The sequence below is a fragment of the Streptomyces sp. NBC_00190 genome, assembly GCF_036203305.1.
In the GTDB taxonomy this organism is placed as follows: Bacteria; Actinomycetota; Actinomycetes; order Streptomycetales; family Streptomycetaceae; genus Streptomyces.
In genome coordinates this window covers 951919-974285 of the sequence record NZ_CP108131.1, presented here as the reverse complement: position 1 = coordinate 974285, position 22367 = coordinate 951919, and the positions used below count along the sequence as shown (strand labels likewise).

21 protein-coding genes are annotated in these 22367 nt (G+C 72.5%); 11 read left to right on the top strand and 10 right to left on the bottom strand.

The annotated features are described in order from the left end of the window. Nucleotides 1–92: 92 nt before the first annotated feature. The gene (locus OG429_RS04970; protein WP_328924054.1) at nucleotides 93–434 is read left to right on the top strand and encodes a MazG-like family protein; all 342 of its coding nucleotides are present in this window, start codon (nucleotides 93–95) and stop codon (nucleotides 432–434) included. Between the two features lie 10 nt (nucleotides 435–444). On the opposite strand, the gene OG429_RS04965 is transcribed toward OG429_RS04970, so the two are convergent. The 4 genes from OG429_RS04965 to OG429_RS04950 all read right to left on the bottom strand — a co-directional run bounded on the left by OG429_RS04965 (nucleotide 445) and on the right by OG429_RS04950 (nucleotide 4145). Beyond that, entirely contained in the window at nucleotides 445–1725 is a 1281-nt protein-coding gene (locus OG429_RS04965; protein WP_328924053.1) for an SGNH/GDSL hydrolase family protein, read from the bottom strand. A gap of 106 nt (nucleotides 1726–1831) precedes the next feature. Next, complete coding sequence (locus OG429_RS04960) at nucleotides 1832–2725, bottom strand: sigma-70 family RNA polymerase sigma factor (protein ID WP_328924052.1); 894 nt, start codon at nucleotides 2723–2725, stop codon at nucleotides 1832–1834. Nucleotides 2726–2815: 90 nt separating this feature from the next. Next, entirely contained in the window at nucleotides 2816–3589 is a 774-nt protein-coding gene (locus OG429_RS04955) for an SGNH/GDSL hydrolase family protein (protein ID WP_328924051.1), read from the bottom strand. Beyond that, nucleotides 3576–4145, bottom strand: a complete 570-nt coding sequence (locus OG429_RS04950) for a PadR family transcriptional regulator (protein ID WP_328924050.1) — start codon at nucleotides 4143–4145, stop codon at nucleotides 3576–3578. Before OG429_RS04950 ends, OG429_RS04955 begins: the two co-directional genes overlap by 14 nt. Before the next feature lie 86 nt (nucleotides 4146–4231). On the opposite strand from OG429_RS04950, the gene OG429_RS04945 reads away from it, so the two are divergent. Then, nucleotides 4232–4657, top strand: a complete 426-nt coding sequence (locus OG429_RS04945; protein ID WP_328924049.1) for a nuclear transport factor 2 family protein — start codon at nucleotides 4232–4234, stop codon at nucleotides 4655–4657. Nucleotides 4658–4689: 32 nt separating this feature from the next. On the opposite strand, the gene OG429_RS04940 is transcribed toward OG429_RS04945, so the two are convergent. After that, nucleotides 4690–5679, bottom strand: a complete 990-nt coding sequence (locus OG429_RS04940; RefSeq protein WP_328924048.1) for a helix-turn-helix transcriptional regulator — start codon at nucleotides 5677–5679, stop codon at nucleotides 4690–4692. A gap of 93 nt (nucleotides 5680–5772) precedes the next feature. Here OG429_RS04940 and OG429_RS04935 point away from each other — a divergent pair, with 93 nt between their 5' ends. Then, nucleotides 5773–6171 (top strand): VOC family protein, encoded by a 399-nt coding sequence (locus OG429_RS04935; RefSeq protein WP_328924047.1) that lies wholly within the window; start codon nucleotides 5773–5775, stop codon nucleotides 6169–6171. 49 nt (nucleotides 6172–6220) lie between these two features. Next, nucleotides 6221–7324: an IS481 family transposase gene (locus tag OG429_RS04930; RefSeq protein ID WP_328924046.1), complete on the top strand. Its 1104-nt coding sequence runs from the start codon at nucleotides 6221–6223 to the stop codon at nucleotides 7322–7324. 22 nt (nucleotides 7325–7346) lie between these two features. On the opposite strand, the gene OG429_RS04925 is transcribed toward OG429_RS04930, so the two are convergent. Further along, nucleotides 7347–7547: a hypothetical protein gene (locus tag OG429_RS04925; protein ID WP_328924045.1), complete on the bottom strand. Its 201-nt coding sequence runs from the start codon at nucleotides 7545–7547 to the stop codon at nucleotides 7347–7349. Nucleotides 7548–7672: 125 nt separating this feature from the next. Here OG429_RS04925 and OG429_RS04920 point away from each other — a divergent pair, with 125 nt between their 5' ends. After that, on the top strand, nucleotides 7673–12454 hold the full coding sequence (locus tag OG429_RS04920) for a hypothetical protein (protein ID WP_328924044.1): 4782 nt from the start codon (nucleotides 7673–7675) through the stop codon (nucleotides 12452–12454). A gap of 70 nt (nucleotides 12455–12524) precedes the next feature. On the opposite strand, the gene OG429_RS04915 is transcribed toward OG429_RS04920, so the two are convergent. Beyond that, nucleotides 12525–14081 carry an alpha/beta hydrolase gene (locus OG429_RS04915; RefSeq protein WP_328924043.1) on the bottom strand — a complete coding sequence of 519 codons (1557 nt, stop codon included), beginning with the start codon at nucleotides 14079–14081 and terminating at the stop codon, nucleotides 12525–12527. Nucleotides 14082–14345: 264 nt separating this feature from the next. Here OG429_RS04915 and OG429_RS04910 point away from each other — a divergent pair, with 264 nt between their 5' ends. The 3 genes from OG429_RS04910 to OG429_RS04900 all read left to right on the top strand — a co-directional run bounded on the left by OG429_RS04910 (nucleotide 14346) and on the right by OG429_RS04900 (nucleotide 16952). Then, nucleotides 14346–14759 carry a hypothetical protein gene (locus tag OG429_RS04910; protein WP_328924042.1) on the top strand — a complete coding sequence of 138 codons (414 nt, stop codon included), beginning with the start codon at nucleotides 14346–14348 and terminating at the stop codon, nucleotides 14757–14759. A gap of 202 nt (nucleotides 14760–14961) precedes the next feature. Further along, on the top strand, nucleotides 14962–15798 hold the full coding sequence (locus OG429_RS04905; RefSeq protein WP_328924041.1) for a hypothetical protein: 837 nt from the start codon (nucleotides 14962–14964) through the stop codon (nucleotides 15796–15798). Nucleotides 15799–15869: 71 nt separating this feature from the next. Then, on the top strand, nucleotides 15870–16952 hold the full coding sequence (locus tag OG429_RS04900) for an IS630 family transposase (RefSeq protein WP_328930156.1): 1083 nt from the start codon (nucleotides 15870–15872) through the stop codon (nucleotides 16950–16952). Here OG429_RS04900 and OG429_RS04895 read toward each other — a convergent pair. After that, nucleotides 16949–17686: a class I SAM-dependent methyltransferase gene (locus OG429_RS04895; protein ID WP_328924040.1), complete on the bottom strand. Its 738-nt coding sequence runs from the start codon at nucleotides 17684–17686 to the stop codon at nucleotides 16949–16951. The two genes, OG429_RS04900 and OG429_RS04895, sit on opposite strands and share 4 nt — an antisense overlap. A 188-nt stretch (nucleotides 17687–17874) precedes the next feature. Here OG429_RS04895 and OG429_RS04890 point away from each other — a divergent pair, with 188 nt between their 5' ends. Next, nucleotides 17875–18660 carry a 3-hydroxybutyrate dehydrogenase gene (locus OG429_RS04890; RefSeq protein ID WP_328924039.1) on the top strand — a complete coding sequence of 262 codons (786 nt, stop codon included), beginning with the start codon at nucleotides 17875–17877 and terminating at the stop codon, nucleotides 18658–18660. Nucleotides 18661–18683: 23 nt separating this feature from the next. On the opposite strand, the gene OG429_RS04885 is transcribed toward OG429_RS04890, so the two are convergent. Together OG429_RS04885 and OG429_RS04880 are read right to left on the bottom strand one after the other, a co-directional pair. Further along, nucleotides 18684–19190, bottom strand: coding sequence for a hypothetical protein (locus OG429_RS04885; protein ID WP_328924038.1), 507 nt, complete (start codon nucleotides 19188–19190; stop codon nucleotides 18684–18686). 107 nt (nucleotides 19191–19297) lie between these two features. Further along, nucleotides 19298–20356: a NucA/NucB deoxyribonuclease domain-containing protein gene (locus OG429_RS04880; protein WP_328924037.1), complete on the bottom strand. Its 1059-nt coding sequence runs from the start codon at nucleotides 20354–20356 to the stop codon at nucleotides 19298–19300. A gap of 438 nt (nucleotides 20357–20794) precedes the next feature. Between OG429_RS04880 and OG429_RS04875 the strand changes: the two genes are divergently transcribed. Together OG429_RS04875 and OG429_RS04870 are read left to right on the top strand one after the other, a co-directional pair. Continuing rightward, nucleotides 20795–21583, top strand: coding sequence for a CAP domain-containing protein (locus OG429_RS04875; protein WP_328924036.1), 789 nt, complete (start codon nucleotides 20795–20797; stop codon nucleotides 21581–21583). A 218-nt stretch (nucleotides 21584–21801) separates the two neighbouring features. Further along, nucleotides 21802–22311: a hypothetical protein gene (locus OG429_RS04870; RefSeq protein ID WP_328924035.1), complete on the top strand. Its 510-nt coding sequence runs from the start codon at nucleotides 21802–21804 to the stop codon at nucleotides 22309–22311. The last annotated feature ends 56 nt before the right edge of the window (nucleotides 22312–22367 follow it).

Below are 22367 nucleotides of genomic sequence, written 5' to 3'. Positions count from 1 at the left end.
AACGAGATCGGGACCGTCACGCCGCCGGTAGGGTGCTGCCCCTGCCCGGCGCCGCCGCGCACGGGCACGGGAACAGGGAGGCACCGCACGCCGTGACCGCCACATGGGACACCATCACCGCCCTCGCCGACCGCTTCGACGCCTCCGACGCCGAGATGGGACTGGAGCCGGAGGAGAGCCACCTGCTCCAAGTACTCAAGATCGGCGAGGAGTTCGGCGAAGCCGCCCAGGCCGTGATCGGCGCCAAGGGCACCAACCCCCGCAAGGGGCACTCCCACAGCTGGGAGGACGTCCACGACGAGGTCTGCGACGTCGTCATCACGGGCATGGTCGCCCTGGCCCGGATGCGGCCCGACGCGGCGGCCTACTTCGCCCGGCAGCTCGCCCTGAAAGCGGGCAAGTTCCTGCCCGGTTCCGAGGAGAGCGCCTCGTGACCGGCCGGGCCTACAGAGAGTTCAGGTCGACGGCTTCGGCCATCGCCTTGTACCCGGCGTCGTTGAGGTGGATCCGGTCGCCGAAGGCGTACTCCTGCTTTATCGCGACGGCTTCGGGGTGGGCGGGGTCGACCGGGGCGGCCAGCACCCGGTCGAAGTCCGCGACCCCGTCGTACGCACCGCTCGTACGGATCCACTCGTTGACCGCCCTGCGGACCTTCTCACCGCGCTCCGTCCAGTGCTCGAAGCCGTAGTACGGCGGAATGGTCGCGCCGATGACCCTGACGCCACGGGTGCGGGCCTCGCGGATGAGCTGCCGGTGCCCGGCGATGATCTGCTCGGCGGTCACCTCGGGGCCGGGCGTCGTGCAGTGGTCGGCGGGCCCGTCGGGCATCACGATGTCGTTGGTGCCTTCGAGGACGACGACGGTGGCGACGTCAGGACGGCCGAGGGCGTCGCGCCGGAACCGGGCCAGGGCGCTCTCCCCGAAGCACTCCGAGTCGCCCAGGACCTTGTTCCCGCCGATGCCCGCGTTGAGCACGGTCCGCGGACGGCCCTGCGAGGCGAGGCGCTCGGCGAGTTCGTCGGGGTAGCGGCGGTCGGCGCCGGGGGTCGCCCCGTAGCCGTCGGTGAGGGAGTCCCCGAAGGCGACGACCGCGCCCCGGCCCCCGCCCGGGCCGCCGGGGCGGAGGTTCTTCACGTCAACGCCGGCCAGGTAGTACCAGGAGAAGCCGGCCTCGGAGAACGCGTCCGCCGCCGGATCGCGCAGGTGGTCCCCGGCGGCGCGGTAGGACGTGGTCATCGCGACGTTGTGGAAGGTGGCCGGACCGGTGGGGCCCTGGAAGTAGAAGGTCACGGTGAGCTGTTCGAAGGCCCGGACGGGCAGGGCGACCGGGTCGCTCGACAACTCCCCGCCGGTGGGGACCGTAGCGGCTCCCGCTCCCCTGAACCGCAGCGGCCGCACCGTGTCCGGTTGTACGGCGGCACCTCCGGTGCTCCTGGCGACCGTCGCGCCGGTCAGCCGCAGCGGGGTCGTGCCGAAGGCGTTGGAGAGGCGGACGCGCAGCTCGGAGCCCTCGGCGCCCACGCGGATGGTCTGGCGCACGGAATGGTTGTCGAAGCCGCCCTCCGACCAGTTGGGGTACCAGGTGGTGTGGGCCGGGGCCTGCTGGGAGGCGTTCCAGGCACTGCGCCAGGGAGCCGGGTGGGCGGCGGTGGCGGGCGAGGCGGCCGTCGCGGCGACGAGGGCGGCGGCCAGCGGGAGGGCGAGGGCGAATGTCTTCGTGGTCATACCCCCTTGACCCGCCCCGCCGGGCGAAGGTGACAGCCCTGGGGGGAATCCGTGGGTGCGGCGGGCCGGTCGGGTCCGCCGCGCCCACGGGAGGGTCCGCCGACGCTCAGCCGTCGATGAAGCCCAGGTCGATCCGCGCGAGGCGCTCGGGGTCGGTGAGGATGTCGAGGGCGGTGATCTTCCCGTCGGCGACGGTGAACGCCATGACCGAGACCGGCCGGCCCTGCGCTACGGCGACCACGCCGGGGGTGCCGTTGACCAGCACCGGGTGGGCGCCCTCGGCGAAGCGGGCGAAGGTGATCGCCTGGGAGGCGACATCGGTCGCGCCGCGGCGCAGGATGCTGGGGCGCAGCGTGCCGCCGTCGGAGCGCGCCACGACGTCGGGGTCGAGGATGCTGACGAGGGCCTCGAAGTCCCCGCCGCGCGAGGCGGCCAGGAAAGCGTTGACGACCGCGCGCAGCCGGGTCGGATCGGTGTCGGGAGCGGGAGCCCCGCCCTGGACGCGGCGGCGGGCGCGGCTGGCCATCTGCCGGGTCGTGGCCGCGGTACGCCCGAGGACGGGAGCGATCTCGTCGAACGGTACGGCGAACATGTCGTGCAGGACGAAGGAGAGGCGCTCGGCGGGCGAGAGGGTCTCCAGTACGACCATCAGCGCGATGCCGACCGAGTCCGCCAGGAGTACTTCCTGCTCGGGGTCGAGGCCGTCCGCTCGGCTGACGACCGGGTCCGGGAGCCGGACCTGCCCGTCCTGGTCGTGCAGCGGATCCTCGCGCCGTGTGGTGCGCGACCGGAGCATGTCCAGGCACACCCGGCCCACCACCGTCGTCAGCCAGCCGCCCAGGTTGTCCACGGCGTCGGTGTCGGAGCGGCTCAGCTTGAGCCAGGCCTCCTGGACGGCGTCCTCCGCTTCGGTGAGCGAGCCCAGCATGCGGTAGGCCACGGCCCGCAGATGGCCGCGGTGCTCCTCGAAGCGCTGCGCCAGAACGTCTTTCCCGGTCACCCGTCACATCCCCCGTGTTCGTTCCTGCGGTGCAGTGACGGACGATAGCCGACGGCGCCGGTGGGACCGGCGGCGCGACGGCGCGTCGCGCTAACCCAGGGGCCGGAGTTCGGGGCGTTTCGCGGTCCGGCCGTCGCCGGAGGAGCGGCCGCGCAGGCGGCGTCCGATCCAGGGGCCGAGGAACCCGGCCACCCAGCGCAGTTCGGCTTCCGCGGCCTGCCGGCGGCCCGGTACCGGCCGGGGCGGCAAGGGAAGGGTCCAGCTGTCGTCGCTTCCGGGCAGCCGGATGGCCTGGGCGAGGGCCGCGGCGATCCGCGCGTGGCCGACGGGGCTCGCGTGGAGGCGGTCCGCGGTCCACAGCCGGGGATCGGTGGCGACCGCATGCCGGCCGACCTCGGCGACCGTAACCCCGTGGCGTGCGGCGGCCGCGCGGATGCGGGTGTTGAGGTCGGACACGCGGGACCCGAGCGGCCGCGCCAGCGGCACCATCTCTCCCACGTCGGGGAACGTCACGGTCACCACGTGGGTTCCGGCGGCCGTCAGCGCCGCGAACATCTCCTCCAGGTGCCCGGCCACCTCCGCGGCGTCGAACCGGGGCCGGAGCATGTCGTTGACCCCGGCGACGACGGTCGCCAGGTCGGGGCGCAGGGCCAGGGCGGGCCCCAGCTGCTCGGCGCGGACCTGACCGGCCTTGCGTCCCCGTACGGCCAGATTGGCGTAGCGGACCTCGGGGTTGACGGCCGCGAGGTGCTCGGCGAGCCGGTCGGCGAAGCCCCGCAGGCCGGCCGTGTCGTCCCCGTCGCCCATCCCTTCGGTCTGGCTGTCGCCCAGGGCCACGTAGCGCAGGTAGTCACCGTTCGGCACGGGGGGCCTGCCTTTCCCTCAGGACGGCCGCGGTCCGCAGGCACCACTCCCGGTGGCCCTGCTCGAAGGCCACGCCGCGCAGGCACGTCAGGTACCCGCCGATCCGCTCGCCGCGCAGCAGGAACTCCGCCTCGTCCATGTCGCCCCGCATCTGCCGCAGCAGTTTGCCGAGCAGCTCGATCTTGGCCTCGGCGGCGGACGCCCGCTCTTCGAGCTGTCCGATCACCGGCGCGGTGCCGATGCGGTCCGCGGTCTGCACCTTGACGAGCAGGTCGTCGCGGATGACCGACGGCTTCGACGCCGCCGCGGCGAACCCCTCCAGCGCGGCGCGGCCGGCGGCGGTGACCTGGAACAGCCGCTTGTTGGGCCGCGTCTCCTGGACCACCTGCCTCCCTGCGACCAGGCCTTCCTTCTCCAGCTTGGCCAGCTCGGCGTACAGCTGCTGGGGGAGCGCGTGCCAGAAGTTCGCGACGCTGACGTCGAACACCTTCGCCAGCTGGTACCCGCTGTACTCGCCGTCCAGCAGCGCCGCCAGCACGGCATGTCTCAAGGCCATCGCCGCAGCCCCTTCCCCGTCTCGTCCGTCCGGTGCATGATACTCAAGAAAGCGACTAGTCATATCCTTGAGTATCAGGAGGGGTCATGGAGACTGCCGAACGCTTCCGCGCCGCCGTGGAGAAGCGCGATCTCGCCGCGCTGGACGACCTGTTCACCGAGGACATCCGGTTCTACAGCCCGGTGAAGTTCACGCCGTTCGAGGGCAAGCCGATGGTGCTGGGACTCTTCGGAGTGCTGTTCCGCGTGTTCGAGGAGCTCCGCTACGTCGGGCACCTGGAGGGCGTGGCCGAGACCAGCGCCGACGGCACGGAGGCACCGTCGGCGATCCTGCCCTTCCGGGCCGTCGCGAACGGCAAGCAGATCCATGGGATCGACCTGCTCCAGCTCGACGAGGCGGGCCGGGTCGCGGAGTTCACCGTGATGGTCCGCCCCCAGTCCGCCGTGCACGCCCTGGGGGAGGCGGTACTCGCCGGCCTGGTGGCCGACGGCCTCGTCCCCGGCTCCGCCTAGGTGTGCCATCTCATGACATTGGTTCCTCGCGGTCAGGCTTGGCGGGCGTAGGACGCAAGGCGATCGGCGAGCGCGGTGACGAGGTCGCGCAGTTCATCGGGGCGCTCGATGACGAACGGCCGGTCGAGTGAGGCGAGTACTGGAGGCAACCAGTCGAGCCGCTCCGCCCGCAGTTCGACGCGCAGCCAGCGCTCGGTCGCCCGGTCCTGGCCTGCCGCGGGCTCGTGCTCCTCCAGGCTCGCGACGCTGGCGGGAAGGTGGGCGCGGATCTGCTCAACTGTCCCGTGGATCCGCAAGGTCACCTCATGCCGGTACTCGGCCGTGGCGAACGCTGACAACACGCGCTGTGCCGGACCGGGACCCAGGGGCGCTTCGAATGAGCCGGGCAGGGTCCGCGCGTCTGCGATGCGATCGAGCCGGAAGGTTCGGTCCTCGCCGATCTGGGCGTCCTTGCCCGTGACGTACCACCGGCCCGAATGGGCGACGATCCCGTACGCGTGCAGCGTGCGTTCGCTGCGCCGTCCGTCGCGGTCGGTGTAGCGGATCGAGACCGGTCGGCGGTGGCGCACCGCATCGGCGATGGTGAGCAGGACCCCGGCGTCCGGGGTGTCGAACTCTCCGGGCTGTTCCGTGAAGGCGAGGGATTCCAGGAGTGTGTCGAGCCGGCGGGCGATGTGCTTGGGCAGCACCCGCCGGATCTTCGCCGATGCCGTCTCGTTTGCCGTGTGCTCCGTCGTCGTCAGCCCTGCTCGGCGGCCGGCGACCAGGCCGAGCAGCACGGCCAGCGCCTCGTCGTCGCTGAGCATGAGCGGAGGCAAGCGGTACCCGGGGGCGAGCCGGTACCCGCCGTAGCGGCCGCGCACCGATTCCACGGGCACATCCAGGTCGATCAGCTGGTCCACATACCGCCGCACGGTGCGCCCCTCGACGCCGAGCCGGTCGGCTAGTTCGGCCACCGTCCGGGTGCCGCCCGACTGCAGCAGCTCCAGGAGTGTCAGCACGCGGGCAGTGGGTCGGGGCATGTGCACAACCTAACGCGAATACAGGACCGATTCTGTCCACTATTTCTCCTAGCCTGCGACGTGCACACCTCCAGCACAGCCAAGGAGATCCCCATGGAGTTCGTCTCGATCCGCATCATCACCAGCGACGTAGCGCGCCTCGTCGAGTTCTACGAGCGAGCCACAGGGGCACGGGCGACGTGGGCCACCGAGGACTTCGCCGAACTCAACACCGCGGGCGCCACCCTCGCGATCGCCGGCACCCGCACCGTCCCGCTGTTCGCCCCGGGCTCTGCCCGCCCGGCGGACAACCACAGCGTGATCACCGAGTTCCTCGTCGACGACGTGGACCGCGTTCACCAGAACCTGACCGGCTTCGTCACCGACTTCGTCACCGAGCCCACCACGATGCCCTGGGGCAACCGGTCGCTGCTGTTCCGCGACCCCGACGGCAACCTCGTCAACTTTTTCACGCCCGTCACCCCAGCGGCCATCGAAAAGTTCGCACGCTGACGCCACGCACAGCCGCTCACGCGGGAGCCCTGAGGTCCCAGGGCTCCCGGTGAACGCGGCCGCCGAGTCCAGGAGCCCCACCAGCAGGGGACACCGGAACGCACCGCTGACCCCCGAAGGACGTCTGCGCTTGTGTCTGCGGATCGACGCCGGACGTCCGATCGCGCACGTGGCTGCGGAAGCCGGGATCTCCCGCCGCTGCCTGGCCAAGTGGTACGCCCGCTGGCGCGCGCACGGCGAGAACGGACTGCTCGACCACTCCTCCCGCCCCGCTACGAGCCCCGCCCGCACCCCCGAGGTCATCGCCGACCTGGTGGAGGCGCTGCGGCGGCAGACCAAGCACGAGCCAGCCCGGCTCACCGCCGACCTACAGCGGCTGCACGGCGTCACACTCGCGCCGGCGACCATCCACCGCATCCTGGTGAGGCGAGGACTCAACCGGCTCCGGGACCTCGATCCACCGACCGGCGAGCAGCTGCGCGCGGTCATCCGCTACGAGCACGACCGGGTCGGCGACCTGGTCCACGTCGACGTCAAGAAGCTCGGACGTATCCCGACCGGCGGCGGCTGGCGGATGCACGGCGTCGGCACCGAGTCCGCCCGCGCCTCCAAACGCACCGGTCCCGGCACCGGCAAGGTCGGATACACGTACCTGCATTCGGCGCTCGACGACCATTCCCGGCTCGCCTACGCCGAGGCCCTGGACGATGAGAAGGCCCTCACCGCGGTCGCCTTCTGGCATCGTGCCGTTGCCTTCTTCGCCGCCCACGGCATCACACCGATCCGCCGCTGCCTCACCGACAACGGCGCGTGCTACCGGTCTGCGACCTGGGCTGACGCGCTCGCCGCGACCGGTACGAAGCACAAGCGGACCAGGCCGTACACGCCGCGCACGAACGGGAAGGTGGAGAGGTATAACGGGACGCTCTCCCGCGAGTGGGCGTACGTCCGCGACTACACAACCGAGCGTGAACGCCGCGTCGCACTCGCGGAGTTCGTGAACTACTACAACCACGAGCGGCCGCACACCGCGCTCGGCGGCCGACCGCCCATCAGCCGGACCGCCGGGAGCGACTACCGGATCGTCTTCGACCAGCCGCCCGAACCACTCGCGGACATCCCGCAGCAGCTCACCTTCGAGGACTTCGTGTAACCAAGGTCCCGAGACACCACACCTAGGGCTGCCTGATCTCGCCGGTGCCGGAGCCGGAGCCGGCGGCGAGGATCAGGTCGGCGGCATAGTGCGGGCAGGCCGCGGTGTGCCAGGTCACCGACAGCGAGCCGGCCACCGCGGACAAGGTCCGTGCGACGCCCTCCTTGTCGGTGGCCTGGCAATACGTGCAGACGACGTTCTTGGGGCGCAGGAAATCGAGCACGGTCACGTCCTTCCCGCGGACAGCGCGCACACCGGAGCTGTCCAGAAGTATCAAATCCGGGTGCTATCAGGTCGCGATACCCGCGAGTACGTACAAACCGTTCTCGTTCGACGACTCTTCGTCCCGTGTTCCAGGCGGGCCGGGTCGTCGTGGTCCGCCGGGCGGCCGGGAAGGCGCGCACCACGCCCGACCTGGGCCGACGGGTGGTCGAACGGGTGCTGTTCGGACCGGCGTTGTCAGCGGTGCGTGGCAGGATCGGACACATGAACCTTCCTGTCCCCCTTCCGCCGGAACCCCACAGGTCGGAGGCGTACGCCGACTGGGCGCGCGCCCATGACCCCGGGGCGGAAGCCGCCGCGGTCGACCTGCTCGCCGACGTGCGCGACCGCATCTCCCGGGCCTACCCGAAGGCGGGCCGGGCCCTGGACGGGATGGAGTTCCTCGCCCGTGCGCTGCCGCCGAGCCACCTGCCCTGGTACTGGGACACGATGGCCCACCGGCTGATCTCCTGGGACCTGAGGGCCGCCGGGCGGGCGTACACGCTGGCCCGTACCGCCGAGCGCGAGCACGCGCTGCCCGTGGACCCCGCCTGGCGCCGGGCGAATGTGCTGCTGCTCGCGGGCGCCGGAGCCCTCCCGGTCAAGGAGCTGAGCGGCCACCAGGGCTGGCTGGCCGGCGTACTGGACCCGGCCGACGCGCACACGGAGTACATACGGGTCCTCACCACCTGGGCGGCCTCGCCCGGTGAGCTCCCCGCTGATCTGGCCCGCAGGGTCCGCGCCTCGGTGCGCGCCGCCGGCCTCGACCCGGCCGAGGAGGCCCGGGTGCTCGCCCCGATGATCGGCGCCGCGCGCGGGAAGTCCGTACCGGACCGCCTGCTCGACGCGGTCGCCGCGCTGCTGGCCGACCACCCGCAGGACGACGAGGTGTACGCCGCACTGCTGGAGGTGTTCCCGGAGTCGAAGAACGACGCGGCCGCCTGGCTGCGGCTCCTGCTGGCCTCGGGCGCCGCCGACGCGGTGGTCGCCGGGCGCATCACGCCGGAGGGCGGGATCGCCGCCTGGCTGGGGCGGTTCACGTGTGCGTACGCCCACCACAAGGTGCCGTACGGAGGCGTGTCGCGGCAGCCGATGCCGCCCGAACTGCTCGACCTGGTGAGCCGGTTCGCACCCCGGCTGCGGGCGGCCGGGCAGCCGCTCAGACTGCACGAGGACCGCTGGCGCTGGCCCGGGCTCGATGCCGACCTGCTCGACCTCTGCCTCGCCGAGGGCCTCGCGGTGGAGGACCCGGGAGAGGCGATCAGGCTCAGCTTCTGGGGTGAGCGGTCGCGGCGCGACCTCAAGGCCCTCGCGGCGGACCCGGTGTTCGGACCGCGTCTGGAAGGCACCGTGCATGCCGCACTGCGGGGCGCGGGCACGGCGATCACCCGGCTCCCCGAGAACGCGGGCATCGCCGCCGAGGTGCACGGCCGCGTCGAGAGCCTGATCGGCGCCCTGGCGGGCGGCGGACTGGCCGCGGCGGACGAGGCCGTGGACGAGCTGCGCGACCTGCTGGACCGGCCGACGGCCACCGCCCTGGACGGCATCGATGAGGTCCTCGCCCCCCTCGACCTGGCGGGTTCGCTCGCGCGGACCCTGCGGGCGGGGCTGCCGGAGGAGCTGGGCTGGCCGGCCCTCGATGCGGCCCTCGCGGACTTCGCTCCCGGCGAGATCGCGGGCGTGACGTGCACCTGGCCCGTCCTGACGGTGTACGGGCGGCACAAGGCCGTCGCCGTCGACCACGCGGGCGTGCGCGCGTCCTGCGCCTACCGGCTGCCGGAGGACACCGCGCGCAATGTCGTCCACTTCGCGGGCGGACAGTTCCTGGTGAGCTGGACGACGGATCCGGCGGACTCCTTCGGCGCGTACGCCTTCTGGTCCGGCAGCCCCGACGAGGTCTTCCAGCCGGACCAGAGGTACGGGCTGCGGCCGTACGCCGACAGCATCCAGGGCGGGCTCGGCTACCAGTTCGAGACGGCGGACGGCGGCGGCCGGCACGACGGCGCGCGGGTCCTGCGGCCCGGAGGCCGCGAAGGCATCTGGCACCACGACTTCCAGATGAGCGACGGCACCCGCTTCTGGAGCTCGGAGGTCTTCCAGTCGGACGGCGGCTGGGCCCGCGTCGACCCGTTGACGGGCGCGCGCGGCACCGACGGCACGCTGCCCGACGTCCACGGCACGGCCGACACCCCGCCGGGCACGGCCCTCTTCCGCGACCAGTTGACCCTCGCGGCCCTGCCGCACGGCGCGCCGGCCTCACCCTTGGGCCAGGACGGCGTCCTGACGGGCTGCCGGGTCCTGTACCGCACGCCGTACGCGGGGCCCTCACCGACCGACTTCCTGCTGGAGGGCATCGACGGCCGCCGCGCCCGCTACCGCAGCAGGCGCCCGGGCCGCCGCCCCTGGGGCATCGTCCGCATGCCCCAGGGCGGCGAGGACGCCGTACTCGCGGGCGAGTCGAGGATCCGCTGCCATGCCGCCGAGGACGGCTCGCTCCTGTGGGAAGTCCACGGCTTCCCCGGCTCAGACCGCCGGCACCGGGCCTCCGCCCACAGCGTGGGCCCCGTGCCGCCGCCCGCGTACTGGCACTTCCTCACCCCCCGCGACGAGCACGCCTCCAAGGCGCTTCGCGCGATCGGCGACGACGCCGTACGGGCGCTCCTCGACGCGGCCGGTGCGCGGGGAGCGGCCGCCGACGCCGAAGCCGCCGTACGCGCGGAGATCGCCCGGGTGCTGCCCGAGGTGACCGAGCCGCGCGTCGGGGGCGGCGTGGTGCGCACCGTGCTGCTGGCCGCCGATGTCCGGCGGCGGCGCGAGGAGTTGTCCCGGCGCGTGGGCATCATGCGGTCGGGGCCGGTGGTGGAGCTCGGCGCGGCCGTCCCGGACACCGTCCTGGCGCCCGCGCTCGGCGGCCTGCTGCCCCCGGTCCGCCCCTACCAGGCCTACGTACCCGGGCCGCAGCCCGCAACACTGACGGCGGTCGCGGCCGACGGCCGGTACCTGCGGGGCGGGATCGACGACGAGACACGCCGCCTGGCCCTGCCCGCGGTGCCGGACGCGTGGTCCGCGCTGCTCGGCGGGATCGACGCGGTGGCGTGGCGGGCCGCCGTGGAGACCACCGACGAGGAGGAGCGCGCGGCCCTGGCCGCGCTGCTGGAGACCTGGAGCGGACAGCCGTTCGCGGAGCGCGGAGGCCAGTGGCGCACCGGCCGGGCACCCGAGGAGGAACTGGAACAGTGCCGGGCAGCGGGGCAGTTCGTGGCCTCCGGCCCCGCACGCGGCGGCGTGGCGCCCTTCGTGCAGCCCGCGGCCGACCCGGCGCCCGGCGCCGGCACCGAGGACTGCGCGACCTTCACCATCGCCCGGGACGATGCGGCGCGGCTGCCCCGGCTGCTGCACCTGGTGGCGGAGCGGGGACCGCTCGCGCTGTCGCCCGACGCGCTGGACGTCTTCTCGTGGCGTACGGGCGCCCGGCGGTCGATCGCCGCCCTGGTACTCGGCGGGCTGCCCCACCGGGAGGACCACGACCAGCACCTGAAGAGGCTGCGGGGCGCCCCCTACAAGGCGAACAAGGCCATGGCCAGGGAGTACGGCGACCTCTGCCACCGGCTCGGCGACGCCGGGCGGCGGGCGGTGCTCGCGGCGGGCGTCCCCGAGGACCCGGCCGAGCTGTGGGCGCCGGGCGGGATGGCCGCGGCGGCCGGGCGGATGGCCGCCGTCTGGGCGGAGCTGCTCGGCACCACCCCGTATGTGGACGAGGGGCTGGCCGGGGCGCTCGAAGCCGACCTGGGGCTGGGCGACGGCTGGGCCCGCGCCCTCGCGGTCGGCAAGGTGCCCGCGGAGGCCGCATTCCCCGGCGCCGGGTTCGTCCTCGTCGGCAACCGGAGCGGTGGGCTCAGCCTGCACCACGCCGAGGCGGACGGCGGGGCCGGCCGCTGGGTGATCACCGGCCGGTCCTTCCACCCCGAGCCCGCGTCCGTCGTGGCCTGGGCGCTGACGGAGCGTCCGGTCGGTGATCCGGCCGCCGCGGGCGCCGTTCGCCTGTACGGCGCGCTGCGGGAGCTGCTGGACGACCCCGGGACGCTGATCCCGCTGGGCTGGTACTTCGCGTTGGGCCGCGCGGTGGCCGGCGACCCGGACTTCAGCCCGTATGCGGGAACCGTGCTGCCCTGCCCGGAGCCGTTGTACCGGGAGGACACGGAGCCGTCCACGGCCTACGACGACGGCCTGTTCGTGGTCTCCGTACCCGGTCGTGACGTGTTCCTGCGGCCGGCCGCACTGGCCGATCCGGAGCGGGTGGAGCGGGCCGTGCGGCTGTGCGCCGAACTGGGTCTGCTCGGTCTGCTGGAGGCCGTCCGGCGGATCCAGGCGGTGCGCGGCGAGGGGCTCGCCCGGATGGTCGACCGCGTGGCCTCGACCCCGGTGCCGCCGGGCGGCCACGAGCTGAACCCGGCCCTGAGCACCCCCGGGCTCGTCGCCGAGGTCACGGGCGTCCTCGGCGTCGGGGCGGACGCGGCCGCCCTGTACCTCCAGCTCCTGGCCCTGACCCGGCCCACCGACCAGAACGTCCGCCGCTGGAACGGCTGGACCCCCGCCCGCCACAAGGCGGCCCAGGCTGAACTGGTGGCGGTGGGCGCCGTCCAGACCGGCAGGCGGGCCCGGGCCGGACGGACGGCCTTCGTGCCGGGCGCGTGGACGGAGTTCAAGGCACCCCACCTGCCGGTGGAGACCGCCAAACTCCCGGCCCACCTGGTGTCCGCCGGGGCGTCGGAGCCCCAGGGCCCCTTCACCCGCTTCCTGTCCCCGGTCCCGCCGCACGAACTGTTCGCCCGTGCATGGACACGGACGCGCACGGGAGCGGAGGGGTAGCCGCCAGGGCCCGCGGCCACGGATCCACCCGAGGCCGCGGGACTCCGACCGGGGCTCGACGCCGAACTCCTCAGAACCGCGGAGCGGGCCCCGCCGCGGGATCCGGCAGCGGCTTGCCCGCACAGGTGGAGTCCTGGGCCGGCAGGCGGCCTTCGAGGAGGAAGTCCTCGACGTAGGTGTCCACGCAGGCGTTGTGCGCCTGGTACACGCCGTGGTCGCCGCCGCCCACGGTGATCAGACGCGATCCCGCGAGTCCCCGGTGGGCCTGCAGGGCGCCCTCGTAGTGGGTCGCCGGGTCGTTGACCGAATTGAGCATCAGGACGGGTGGCAGCCCCTCACCCGTCACCTCGACGTGCGGCGCCGTGGAGCGCGGCCAGGCCGCGCAGACCGAGGCGAAGGTCAACTCCCGGGCTCCGGCCATGGGATGGCTGAGGGTGTCCGCTTCGCTCTTCCTCACCCAGTAGCCGGTGCTGCGGGTCCACGGGGTGTCCGAGCAGGTGACGGAGAAGAAGTCGGCGGCGAACCCGGCCGCCAGCGGGTGCTGGAGTTTGCGGGCGAGGGCCTGCCGGGCGGCCGGCGGGGCGCTGTCCGGGTGCTCCAGGACACCGAGGGCGGCCGCGAGCTCGGGGAAGGTGCCGCCGCTGTATATGGCGCTGGTCGCCGCCGCGTCGAGGTGGTTGGGCGTGATGACGGCCCCGTCGAGGTCCAGAGGGTGCTCGCGCAGCGCCGTCCGGAGCCCCTCGTAGCGTGCTTTCGTCTCCTGGGGGGTCCGGCCCAGGTGGTAGGTGGCGTCGTTCTTCGCCAGCCAGGGCAGGAAGTCCTCCTCGAACCGGCGCTGGAAGCTGAGCGGCTGGCCGGTCATGAAGGTCTGCCAGCTGCCGGTGAAGCCGATGTTGCTGTCGAGCACCACCCGGTCGACGCGGCGCGGGAACTCGGTCGCGTAGTAGGCACCGAGGAAGGTGGCGTAGGACGGGCCGTAGTAGGAGACCTTCTCGGCGCCGAGGAGGGCGCGGTAGAGGTCCATGTCGTGCACGGCCTGGTCGGTGGTGATGTACGGCAGCAGGTCCCCGGAGTTGCGCCGGCAGTCCCGTACGAAGTCCCGGGTGCGTTCCAGGGTGCGGCGGACGGCCTGCTCGCTCCGGTCGCGCAGGTCGCCGCTGATGAACAGGGCGTCGACGGTGTCCTGGTCCGAACAGACGACGTTGGTGCTGGCCCCGACGCCGCGCTGGTCGAAGCCGACGATGTCGTAGGCGGCCGCCAGCTTCGGCGCGTACGAGGCCAGACCGGCGGGCCGGCCCAGGCCCGAGGCGCCCGGGCCGCCGGCCGCCATCATCAGGACGCCCCGGCGCGCGGCGGGATCCGCGGCCCGGTGCCGGGACACCGCCACCGTCAGGCTCGGTCCCGCGTCGGGGTGGTACCAGTCGCGCGGCACCGACATGGCCGCACACTCCAGCGAACCGTCCTTGCACGGCTGCCAGTCGAGCTGCTGGTGCGCGTACCGCTCCGGTACGGGAGGTGCGCCGGCCGGGGTCGCGCCGTGCGCGGCGGACATGGGCAGGGCGGTCGCGGCGAGGATCCCGCAAGCGGCGGCCACGGCCCAGCGCGCCGGTTTCCTGAGCAAGTGCATGTGTTGTTCTCCCCGTTGGGGTGGATCGGTCGTCCCCAGCGTCGTCGAGCGGCCGGTCCTGGCGCGATATCGCTACGACCCGTTCCGGTGGTGGTGCTGGTGCCACCCCCACGGTGCCCTTAGCAGAAGCAGTACGCAGCGGTGTGTCGGCCCCCCGGAGTTCACCCCTTCAGGGGTGGGCGGCTCACGCGTTGCCGTACGTGCCACCGGAGGCTGCTGTCATGGGCCATTAGGCAGGGGCGCAGGGCAGGGGAGGAGCGAGGGATGGGGTACCCGGGGCTCGGCTTCTGGATCCTCACCGCCGTCGTCGGCGCATATCTGCTGACGGTCTGGCTGCGCGAGGGCGGCCGGCGGCAGCGCGCCGCTGCGATCACCCGCCTGCCGGTGCCCGTCATCGTCGCGCACATCCTGCTCGCCGTCGCCGGGCTGTGCTGCTGGGCGCTGTTCACCTTCGCCCGGGTGGCTTCCGCGGGGCGGGCGGCTTCCGCGCTCGTCCTGATCGCCGCGTCCCTCGGAGCGGTCCTGCTCTTCCGCTGGCTGCCGAGCCACGGCCGCCACTCCCGTGACGAGGACGCGGCGGCCGAACGCAACTTCCCGGTCGCCGCGGTCGTCACCCACGGAGTCAGCGCCGTGCTCACCGTGATCGTCGTCGTGACCACCGTGATCTACGCGACCTGACCACCGCACGTCACCCAGGTCCTGCAGCGGTCGTCGGCTCCCCGGCCCGGGGCATGGACCTGGACGGCTACCGGCCCGACCGGTAAGACGTGATCGGCGCGGACGAGCAGGAACCGCTCACCCCGTCCGCCCGTTGTTTCCACGGGGATTGCCACAGAAGTAACACCCCTTTCGCTCTTCAGCACCGAGTCCGAGGAGATCCATGGTCGACACCGTCAACTCACTGGCCGCCCGTGTCCACGAACTGCTGGTGGCGCTCCTGACCCATGGTGCCGCCACGATGGTGCCGGGGCAGGATGTCTCCTCCTCGCCCGCGCGTGAGTTCCGCGGCGCCCCACAGAGCGTCGACGCCACCGCGGGCCTCCACGACGTCGTCGCGCGCGCCACGGCGCTCGGCCCCGACGGCGCGTGGCTCGTCGCCGCGGGCCACGCGAGCCTCAGCGTGCTGGCCGTCGCACGCGGACAGGCGGACCAGGCCGTCTTCCACCTCGACGCCGCGGTGGCAGCCGGCTTCAACGACTGCGTGGTGCTCCACGCCGCCCCCATACGTCCGCTGCACGACGATCCCCGCTTCCGAGCCCTGTATGAGCGGATGCGCATCACCCAGGCCGACCTCGACGAGTTCTTCTGGCTGCACCAGGAAATGCAGATCATGTCGAGGGAGGCCGAGACAGCGACCGTCGACAACATCGGCCGCCTCGACACCGGGGTGTCGCTGCTCCCGCAGGCACCCATGCCGACCCGCGAACCGAACACCCCCGGCATCCTGATCACCCGCATCGACCTGGCCGCGACCCAGACCGCACTCCGACAGGCCGCCTTGAAATTGGACTTTCAGCGCAGCTCCGGCAACACCAGCCTCAGCCTCATCGACGACTCGTGGGACTACCCCCGCGCCACGCGCGACGCCTGGCACGCCGACGAGCTGGAATCCCAGCGCGAGCGGGCCGCCGCGGCCCGGGCTTTCGTCGAACGTCCCGGCGCCGGCACCATGCTCATCCCCTGCCCGCCACTTGGCTCGATCTCCTACCCGAGCTGAGGAGGGGAAGGGCACCTAGTGTTCTGAGTCTTGAGTTCTGTTCAGATGTGTAGGGTTGGCCTATGGCGCGGATGGGGCGGCCGAAGGCCGAGTTGACGCTGTCGGACGAGGAACGGGTCGCACTGGAGGGGTGGGTGCGGCGTCGTTCCACGCCGCAGGCGTGGGCTTTGCGGTGCCGGATCATCCTGGCCTGCGCCGAGGGTGTCTCGAACAAGGACGTGGCCGTCCGTCTCGGATCAACGCCTCAGGCGGTCGGCCGTTGGCGGGCCCGTTTCGTGCAGTACCGGATCGCGGGCCTGGGAGACATGCCGCGTTCCGGCGGCCCCAGATCGGTGACGGACGGGCAGGTTGCCGCGGTGGTCACCAGGACCTTGGAGTCCAAGCCGAAGAACGCGACGCACTGGTCGACGCGGTCGATGGCGAAGGAAATGGGCCTGTCCCAGTCCTCGGTCTCACGGATCTGGCGGGCGTTCGGCCTGCAGCCGCACCGCTCGGAGACCTTCAAGCTGTCGACCGACCCGTACTTCGTCGACAAGGTCCACGATGTCGTCGGCCTCTATCTGGACCCGCCCGAGCGGGCGCTGGTGTTCTGCGTGGACGAGAAGTCGCAGATCCAGGCCCTGGACCGGTCCCAGCCGGTGCTGCCGATGATGCCCGGGGTCCCGGAGCGGTCAACGCACGACTACGTCCGGGCCGGCACGACCACCCTGTTCGCCGCACTCAACGTGGCCACCGGCAAGGTGATCGGCTCCCTGCACCGCCGCCATCGGGCCGAGGAGTTCAAGAAGTTCCTGGTCAAGCTCGACAAGGAAGTGCCGGCAGGCCTGGACGTCCGTCTGATCTGCGACAACTACGCCACCCACAAGACCCCGGACATCAAGAAGTGGCTGCTCGGCCACCCCCGGTTCCACCTGCACTTCACCCCGACCGGGTCGTCCTGGCTGAACCTGGTCGAGCGATGGTTCGCCGAACTCACCAACAAGCAGATACGGCGAGGCGTCCACAAGTCAGTCCAGGCCCTCGAGAAGGACATCCGTGACTGGATCGCCGCCTGGAACACCGACCCCAAGCCCTACGTCTGGACTAAGACCGCAGACGAGATCCTCGAACGCCTCGCCAGCTATCTGAACAGAATTCCCGACTCAGAAGACTAGGGCCGGCGGACGCCTCGGCGTACGCGCAGAACGTCCGCCGTCAGCTCGTCCTCCAGGACGAGGCCGGCCTGCGCGAGCTCCTCGCGCAGCGCCCGTACGGTCATCGGCCGGAGCAGGAACGACTCCTGCGCCCGCCGCAGGATCCGGCCCTGACGGCACACCAGGTAGGCGTAGTCACAGCGGATCAGGCCGTCCTCGGCGCGCGCGGTGACCTGGCCGCGGTAGGTGTCGGTGCCCAGGCGGACCCCGCCCAGCGAGCGGCGGGTGGGGCGGACCGGGAGCCGGGCCGGAGGGCGGTCCAGGAAGAGCAGGCCGCCCGGCACCAGCAGATCGGCCACCGCCTGCCACAGCGCGCGCCGCTCCTCGGGCGGCAGGCACGGGACCAGCCGCAGGCACACCGCCAGATCGGCCTGCCCCGTCAGTGACAGATCGAGCGCGGAACAGGCGTGCACGGTGACCCGGTCGGCGGCCGACCGGCCAACCGGGGGGTGCAGGCGGGAGAGCAGCAACGACCGCATCGTGGCGGCGGGTTCGACCGCGTGGACCGGCACGATCGACGCGTCGATCAGCACCTCGGTGACCAGGCCGGTCCCCGCGCCGATCTCGACGATGCCGATGCGGGCCGCCGCCGCCGGACCGGCGAGCGCCTGCGCGTGCCGGTGGTACGAGCGTGCGTGCAGCAGGTCGTAGAACTCGGCCGACACGGCATACGCCTCGGCCGGTCGTGTGTCCACCCCTATGTCCATCGGGCCATCATCGCCGGACGAGGCCCGGCCCACGAGCGCACGATCCGGCCACCGGGCACCGCCGGGGCCGGACGGTCCTCGCGGTGTCGCACTGGCGATGTCCGACACACGGCCCGGACCGACTATGGGGGTCACACCCATGGGAGCGGCACGTGGATGTCGCGATGATTCCGGCCATGACGAGCTCAACCACTCCCGCGTCCGCCCGGACGGCAGGTGTCGACCTGGCGGGCCGCAGCGCCCTGGTGACCGGCGCCGGCAGCGGCATCGGGCGCGCCTGCGCCACAGCCCTCGCCTCGGCCGGGGCCCGCGTGCACGTCGTGGACATCGACGCCCGGGCGGCCGCGTCCGTCGCCGAGGAGATCGGTGGCCACCCCCACGTCGTGGACCTGGCCCGCCGGGACCTCGTGGAGGAACTGCCCGCCGACATCGACATCCTGGTCAACAACGCCGGCCTGCAGCACGTGGCTCCCCTGACCGATTTCCCGCCGGACCGGTTCGAACACCTCCAGAGGGTGATGGTCCACGCCCCCTTCCTCCTGCTCCGCCGGACCCTGCCGCACATGCGCGCACGAGGCTGGGGGCGGATCGTCAACATCTCCAGCGTCCACGGTCTGCGGGCCAGCGCGTTCAAGGCCGGATACGTGACCGCCAAGCACGCCCTCGAAGGGCTGAGCAAGGTCGCGGCCCTCGAAGGCGCTCCCCACGGCATCACCAGCAACTGCGTCAGCCCTGGCTACGTACGCACGCCCCTGGTGGAACAGCAGATCGCGGCGCAGGCCGCCGCTCACGGCATCGACCCCGAGCAGGTGGTCGGCGAGGTGATGCTCAGCCGCTCCGCGATCAAGCGGCTGATCGAACCGGAGGAGGTCGCCGCCGTCGCCGTATGGCTCTGCGGACCGCACACCGGCTACCTCACCGGCGCCTCGATCCCCGTGGACGGCGGTTGGACGGCCGCCTGAACGCCGCTCCGCGCGCGTACCGCTCAGGGCGCGCGCCACAGTGCCGCGGTCCGGCTGGTCGCCTTCCACAGCCCGGGGCCGCCGGCCGGGGCGGGCCACACCTGGATGAGGTACTCCTCGACGGGGTCGCCCGCGGCGCGCGGGTCGCCGTCGTCGCGGTTCCTGCCGTGGACGCGGATCCGGTACTCGCCGGGGCCGGGGAGGTCCAGCCGGCCTGCCGGGTCCGTTTCCGTGCCGGTCGTGGCGAAGTCGATGAACGCGGAGTCCCACGAGACGGGCACCTCGGCGGCGTCCTGCCACCCGTCCGTGTCCAGGGGCGGGGCCTCGTCCCAGAGCTGGGCGGTGACGGCGACGCGGCCGGTCTCCTGCCCGCACAGGATGCGGGCGCTGCCGCCGTCCGGGTCGGCCTCGACCAGGCCGTTCAGCGTCCACTCGGGTTCGAACTCGGCCACCAGATCCTCCCCCGTGAGGTCTATCGTGCCGGCGTCGACATGGACGGTGCTGCTGGTGGTGCGGTGCGGGGCGGGCATGCGGGGTCTTCCCCTCGGTGTCGAATCGGAACGGGGCCGCACCCATGGCGGGTGCGGCCCCTGCTCTCGGGGTGCCGGTCCGGCGGAAGTGCCGGCGGGGGGACCGGTCAGTCCCTGCCGCAGCCCACCGGCCCCATCGCCTCGGGCGGCGCCACCGCGCCCGCGGACTTCAGGACACGGACGTAGAACGCGTCGCCCTCCAGCACCCGCTGGCCGTTCAGCGACGCCTTGCGCAGGCTGCCCTCACGGGAGTTGTCCCGCTCGTCGAGGAAGTGGCAGGAGTAGTCCGGGTTCCGGCTCGCGCCCTCCAGCGACTGGGCGAAGGGGTACTCGTCACAGGACAGTCCGCTGCCCGGCGGGGGCCGGGGCACGTCGCGGCCGCAGGCCGTCTCGCGGTTCGCGTCGATGACCGTGTCGTCGAACGTGCGGTGCAGCGGGTACCGGGTACCGGGCTTCCCCCACGGCTGGTCGAGATTGCGCTGCGCCCAGTCGACGTGCCAGGCCACGGCGTCGACCCTCGGGTTGGCCGTGTCCAGCAGCCACACGGCCGCGACGTCGGGGTACACGCAGCCGCCGGTCCGGACGGGCGTGATCCGGGCGGTGCTGTCGCAGCGCGGCCGGAACGTCTCCCCAATGAGCGCGCTGCCCTCGTCGTGACGGGGCGCGTCCAGGGTGGCGTACGGGCGGACGCTGTCCTTGACCAGGTCCCGGCCCGGCGACGAGACGGTGAACTCGTACGTCCGCGTCTGGTTCGGGAACAGGAACTGCTCACCCGACTCGGCCACGTCGCAGTGGTTGCACTCGAAGCCGACCCGGCCGTTGGTCAGCCAACCCGCCCAGGAGGACGGGTCCGTCAGCCGCAGTTCCACCTTGTACTTCGACGCGTACCGGTTGCGCGGGTCGAGCGTGGACGTGACCTTGGAATGCAGGGTCGCCGTCCCGGCGGGTGTCCCGTTGACGGTGTAGATCACCGGTATCTTCATGTTCGAGCACGACTCGGTACGCGTGAGCCGGATGAACCCTTCGGCACAGTCGAGGGCCTGGGTGCTCACGTCGCCGTCGGTGTCCGTGAGGGTGGTCGTCTTCTCCGGCGTGCCCAGCGTGATGGCGAGCCGATCCGATCCGGAGTCGTTCGGTTCGGGCGCGGCGGCTGCGGGTGTGGCCACTGCCAGCGAAATCAGCAAGGCCGTGCCGATCGCAGCGATTGCCGCGCGTGTCCTACGTAACGATCCTTTACCCATGCGGGTGAGTCCTTCGTCAGTCGAACGGATTGACCCGTGCATGCTGAAACGGTCACCGGCGGCCGGTCAACGGCCTGTTGGGATCTACCGGACGGTCCTCACGCAAACCCCCCGACGCGTACGCATATCCCGCACCGCGGGAACACGTACCTCCATACGGCCGCCTGAACCGGCTCGTTCCTGTGCCGATCCTGCGGGTTTCCTTAAGAGACCTTGAAGAACGCCTCCGGACGGCTCTTTTTGCTGGTCACGGCCCTAGGCTCGGGCGGACCCACCCCTTCTCTCTGTGAGGTGCTACAGCGCATGAGCCGCAGCCGAACTCCCGGAACGCCGTCCCGAGTCGAAGCGCGACGGAAGAAGACGGTGCGCACGCGCATCGTGCTGTCCCTGACCGCGGCGGCCGCGACGGTGGCGGTCGGGGTCGCGGTGGCCGATTCCGACGGCGGTGCGCGCGTGGACCGGCGGGCCGACGGCGCCACCGGGCCGAAGTCCGGGACGGCTGCCACCGGTGGCGCGGAGGCGACGGCGACCCCCTCTCCTCCGCTCCCGACGCTCACCGCCGACGCCGCCTCCGCGACGGGCGCGATGCCGTCGTCGACGCCCGGCGCCGACGCCACGGGATCCGCCGCTCCCGCGAAGTCCGAGGCGCAGGAGAGCAGCCCGGCCACCTCGGCGCCGCCCAAGACCAGCAAGCCCGCGCGGACGTCCGCCGGGACCACCACAGGCGGCGGTTCCGGGGGTTCGGGCGGCTCCTCCGGCGGTGGCTCCAGCGACTCCGAGTCCGCGGTCCTCGCCCTGGTCAACAAGGAGCGGGCCGCGGCGGGATGCGGTCCCCTGGCCGTGAACGCCAAGCTGAGCGCCGCGGCACGGTCGTACAGCGACACCATGGCCCGCAGCGGGGTCATGTCCCACACCGGCCCCGACGGGTCCACCATGACCTCCCGCGTGGAGGCCGCCGGATACGGCTGGTCCCGCCTCGGCGAGAACATTGCCCGCGGCCAGTCGGACGCCGACGCGGTCATGAACGCGTGGATGAACAGCCCCGGCCACAAGGCCAACATCCTCAACTGCTCCTTCAAGGAGATCGGCATAGGCGTCCACAAGGGCGACGGCGGCCCCTGGTGGACGCAGGACTTCGGGACGTCGAAGTAGGAACCTCCCGCCGGCCCTCCACTTCGGCCGCCGAGCCGCACACGTCCTCCGACCCGTACACGGGTCAGGAGGACGTCGGCGTTCGCCCGCCGCTCCGGGGCCGGCCGCCGGCTGTACGGGGGAGGCGGTGACGGCCGGGCCGACGCGTCCGCCACTATGGGGCCGTGCCCCGAATTCCGCGCTACCTGTTCATATGGCTGTCATGCACGGCCGCCAGCGTGACCGCCGTGCTCGGCACGGTCCAGTTCGTGGTCGGCTCGACCCGGCATACGCCTCCGGTTGCCCGCTCCGCCCCGATGGTCTTCGATTCGCCGCCGGCGTGGCTGGCGGGGCAGGGCCAGTCACCGAGCCCTCAGTCCCCGAGCGCGTCCGCCAGCGCCTCGCCCACCGCGACCGAGCGGCCGTCCCCCTCGCCTTCGACACCCGCGCCCGCGAAGGCCTCGACGGGAGCCCCCCGGACGACAGCGCCGAAACCCGCCGTCGACTGCGAGGAGGGCGGACCGGGCCTGCACACCGTCCCCGCGCAGGGCGGCAAGGTCACGGTGCGGTACGGGAGCCGCGGCGTGTGCCTGATCTCCGCGGTACCCAGCCGCGGATTCAAGACCACCACGTCACAGACCGCGGACGACACCCTGACGGTCACGTTCTCCAGCGCGGACCACCGCTCGGACATCACGGCGACGATCGAACCCATGGCGAAGGCCAGCGTCCGCGAGACGTCGTTCTGAGGGCCCGGCCGTTCCGGCCGATCCGTCCCACTCGACCCCCTGGTCCCTTTCACGGG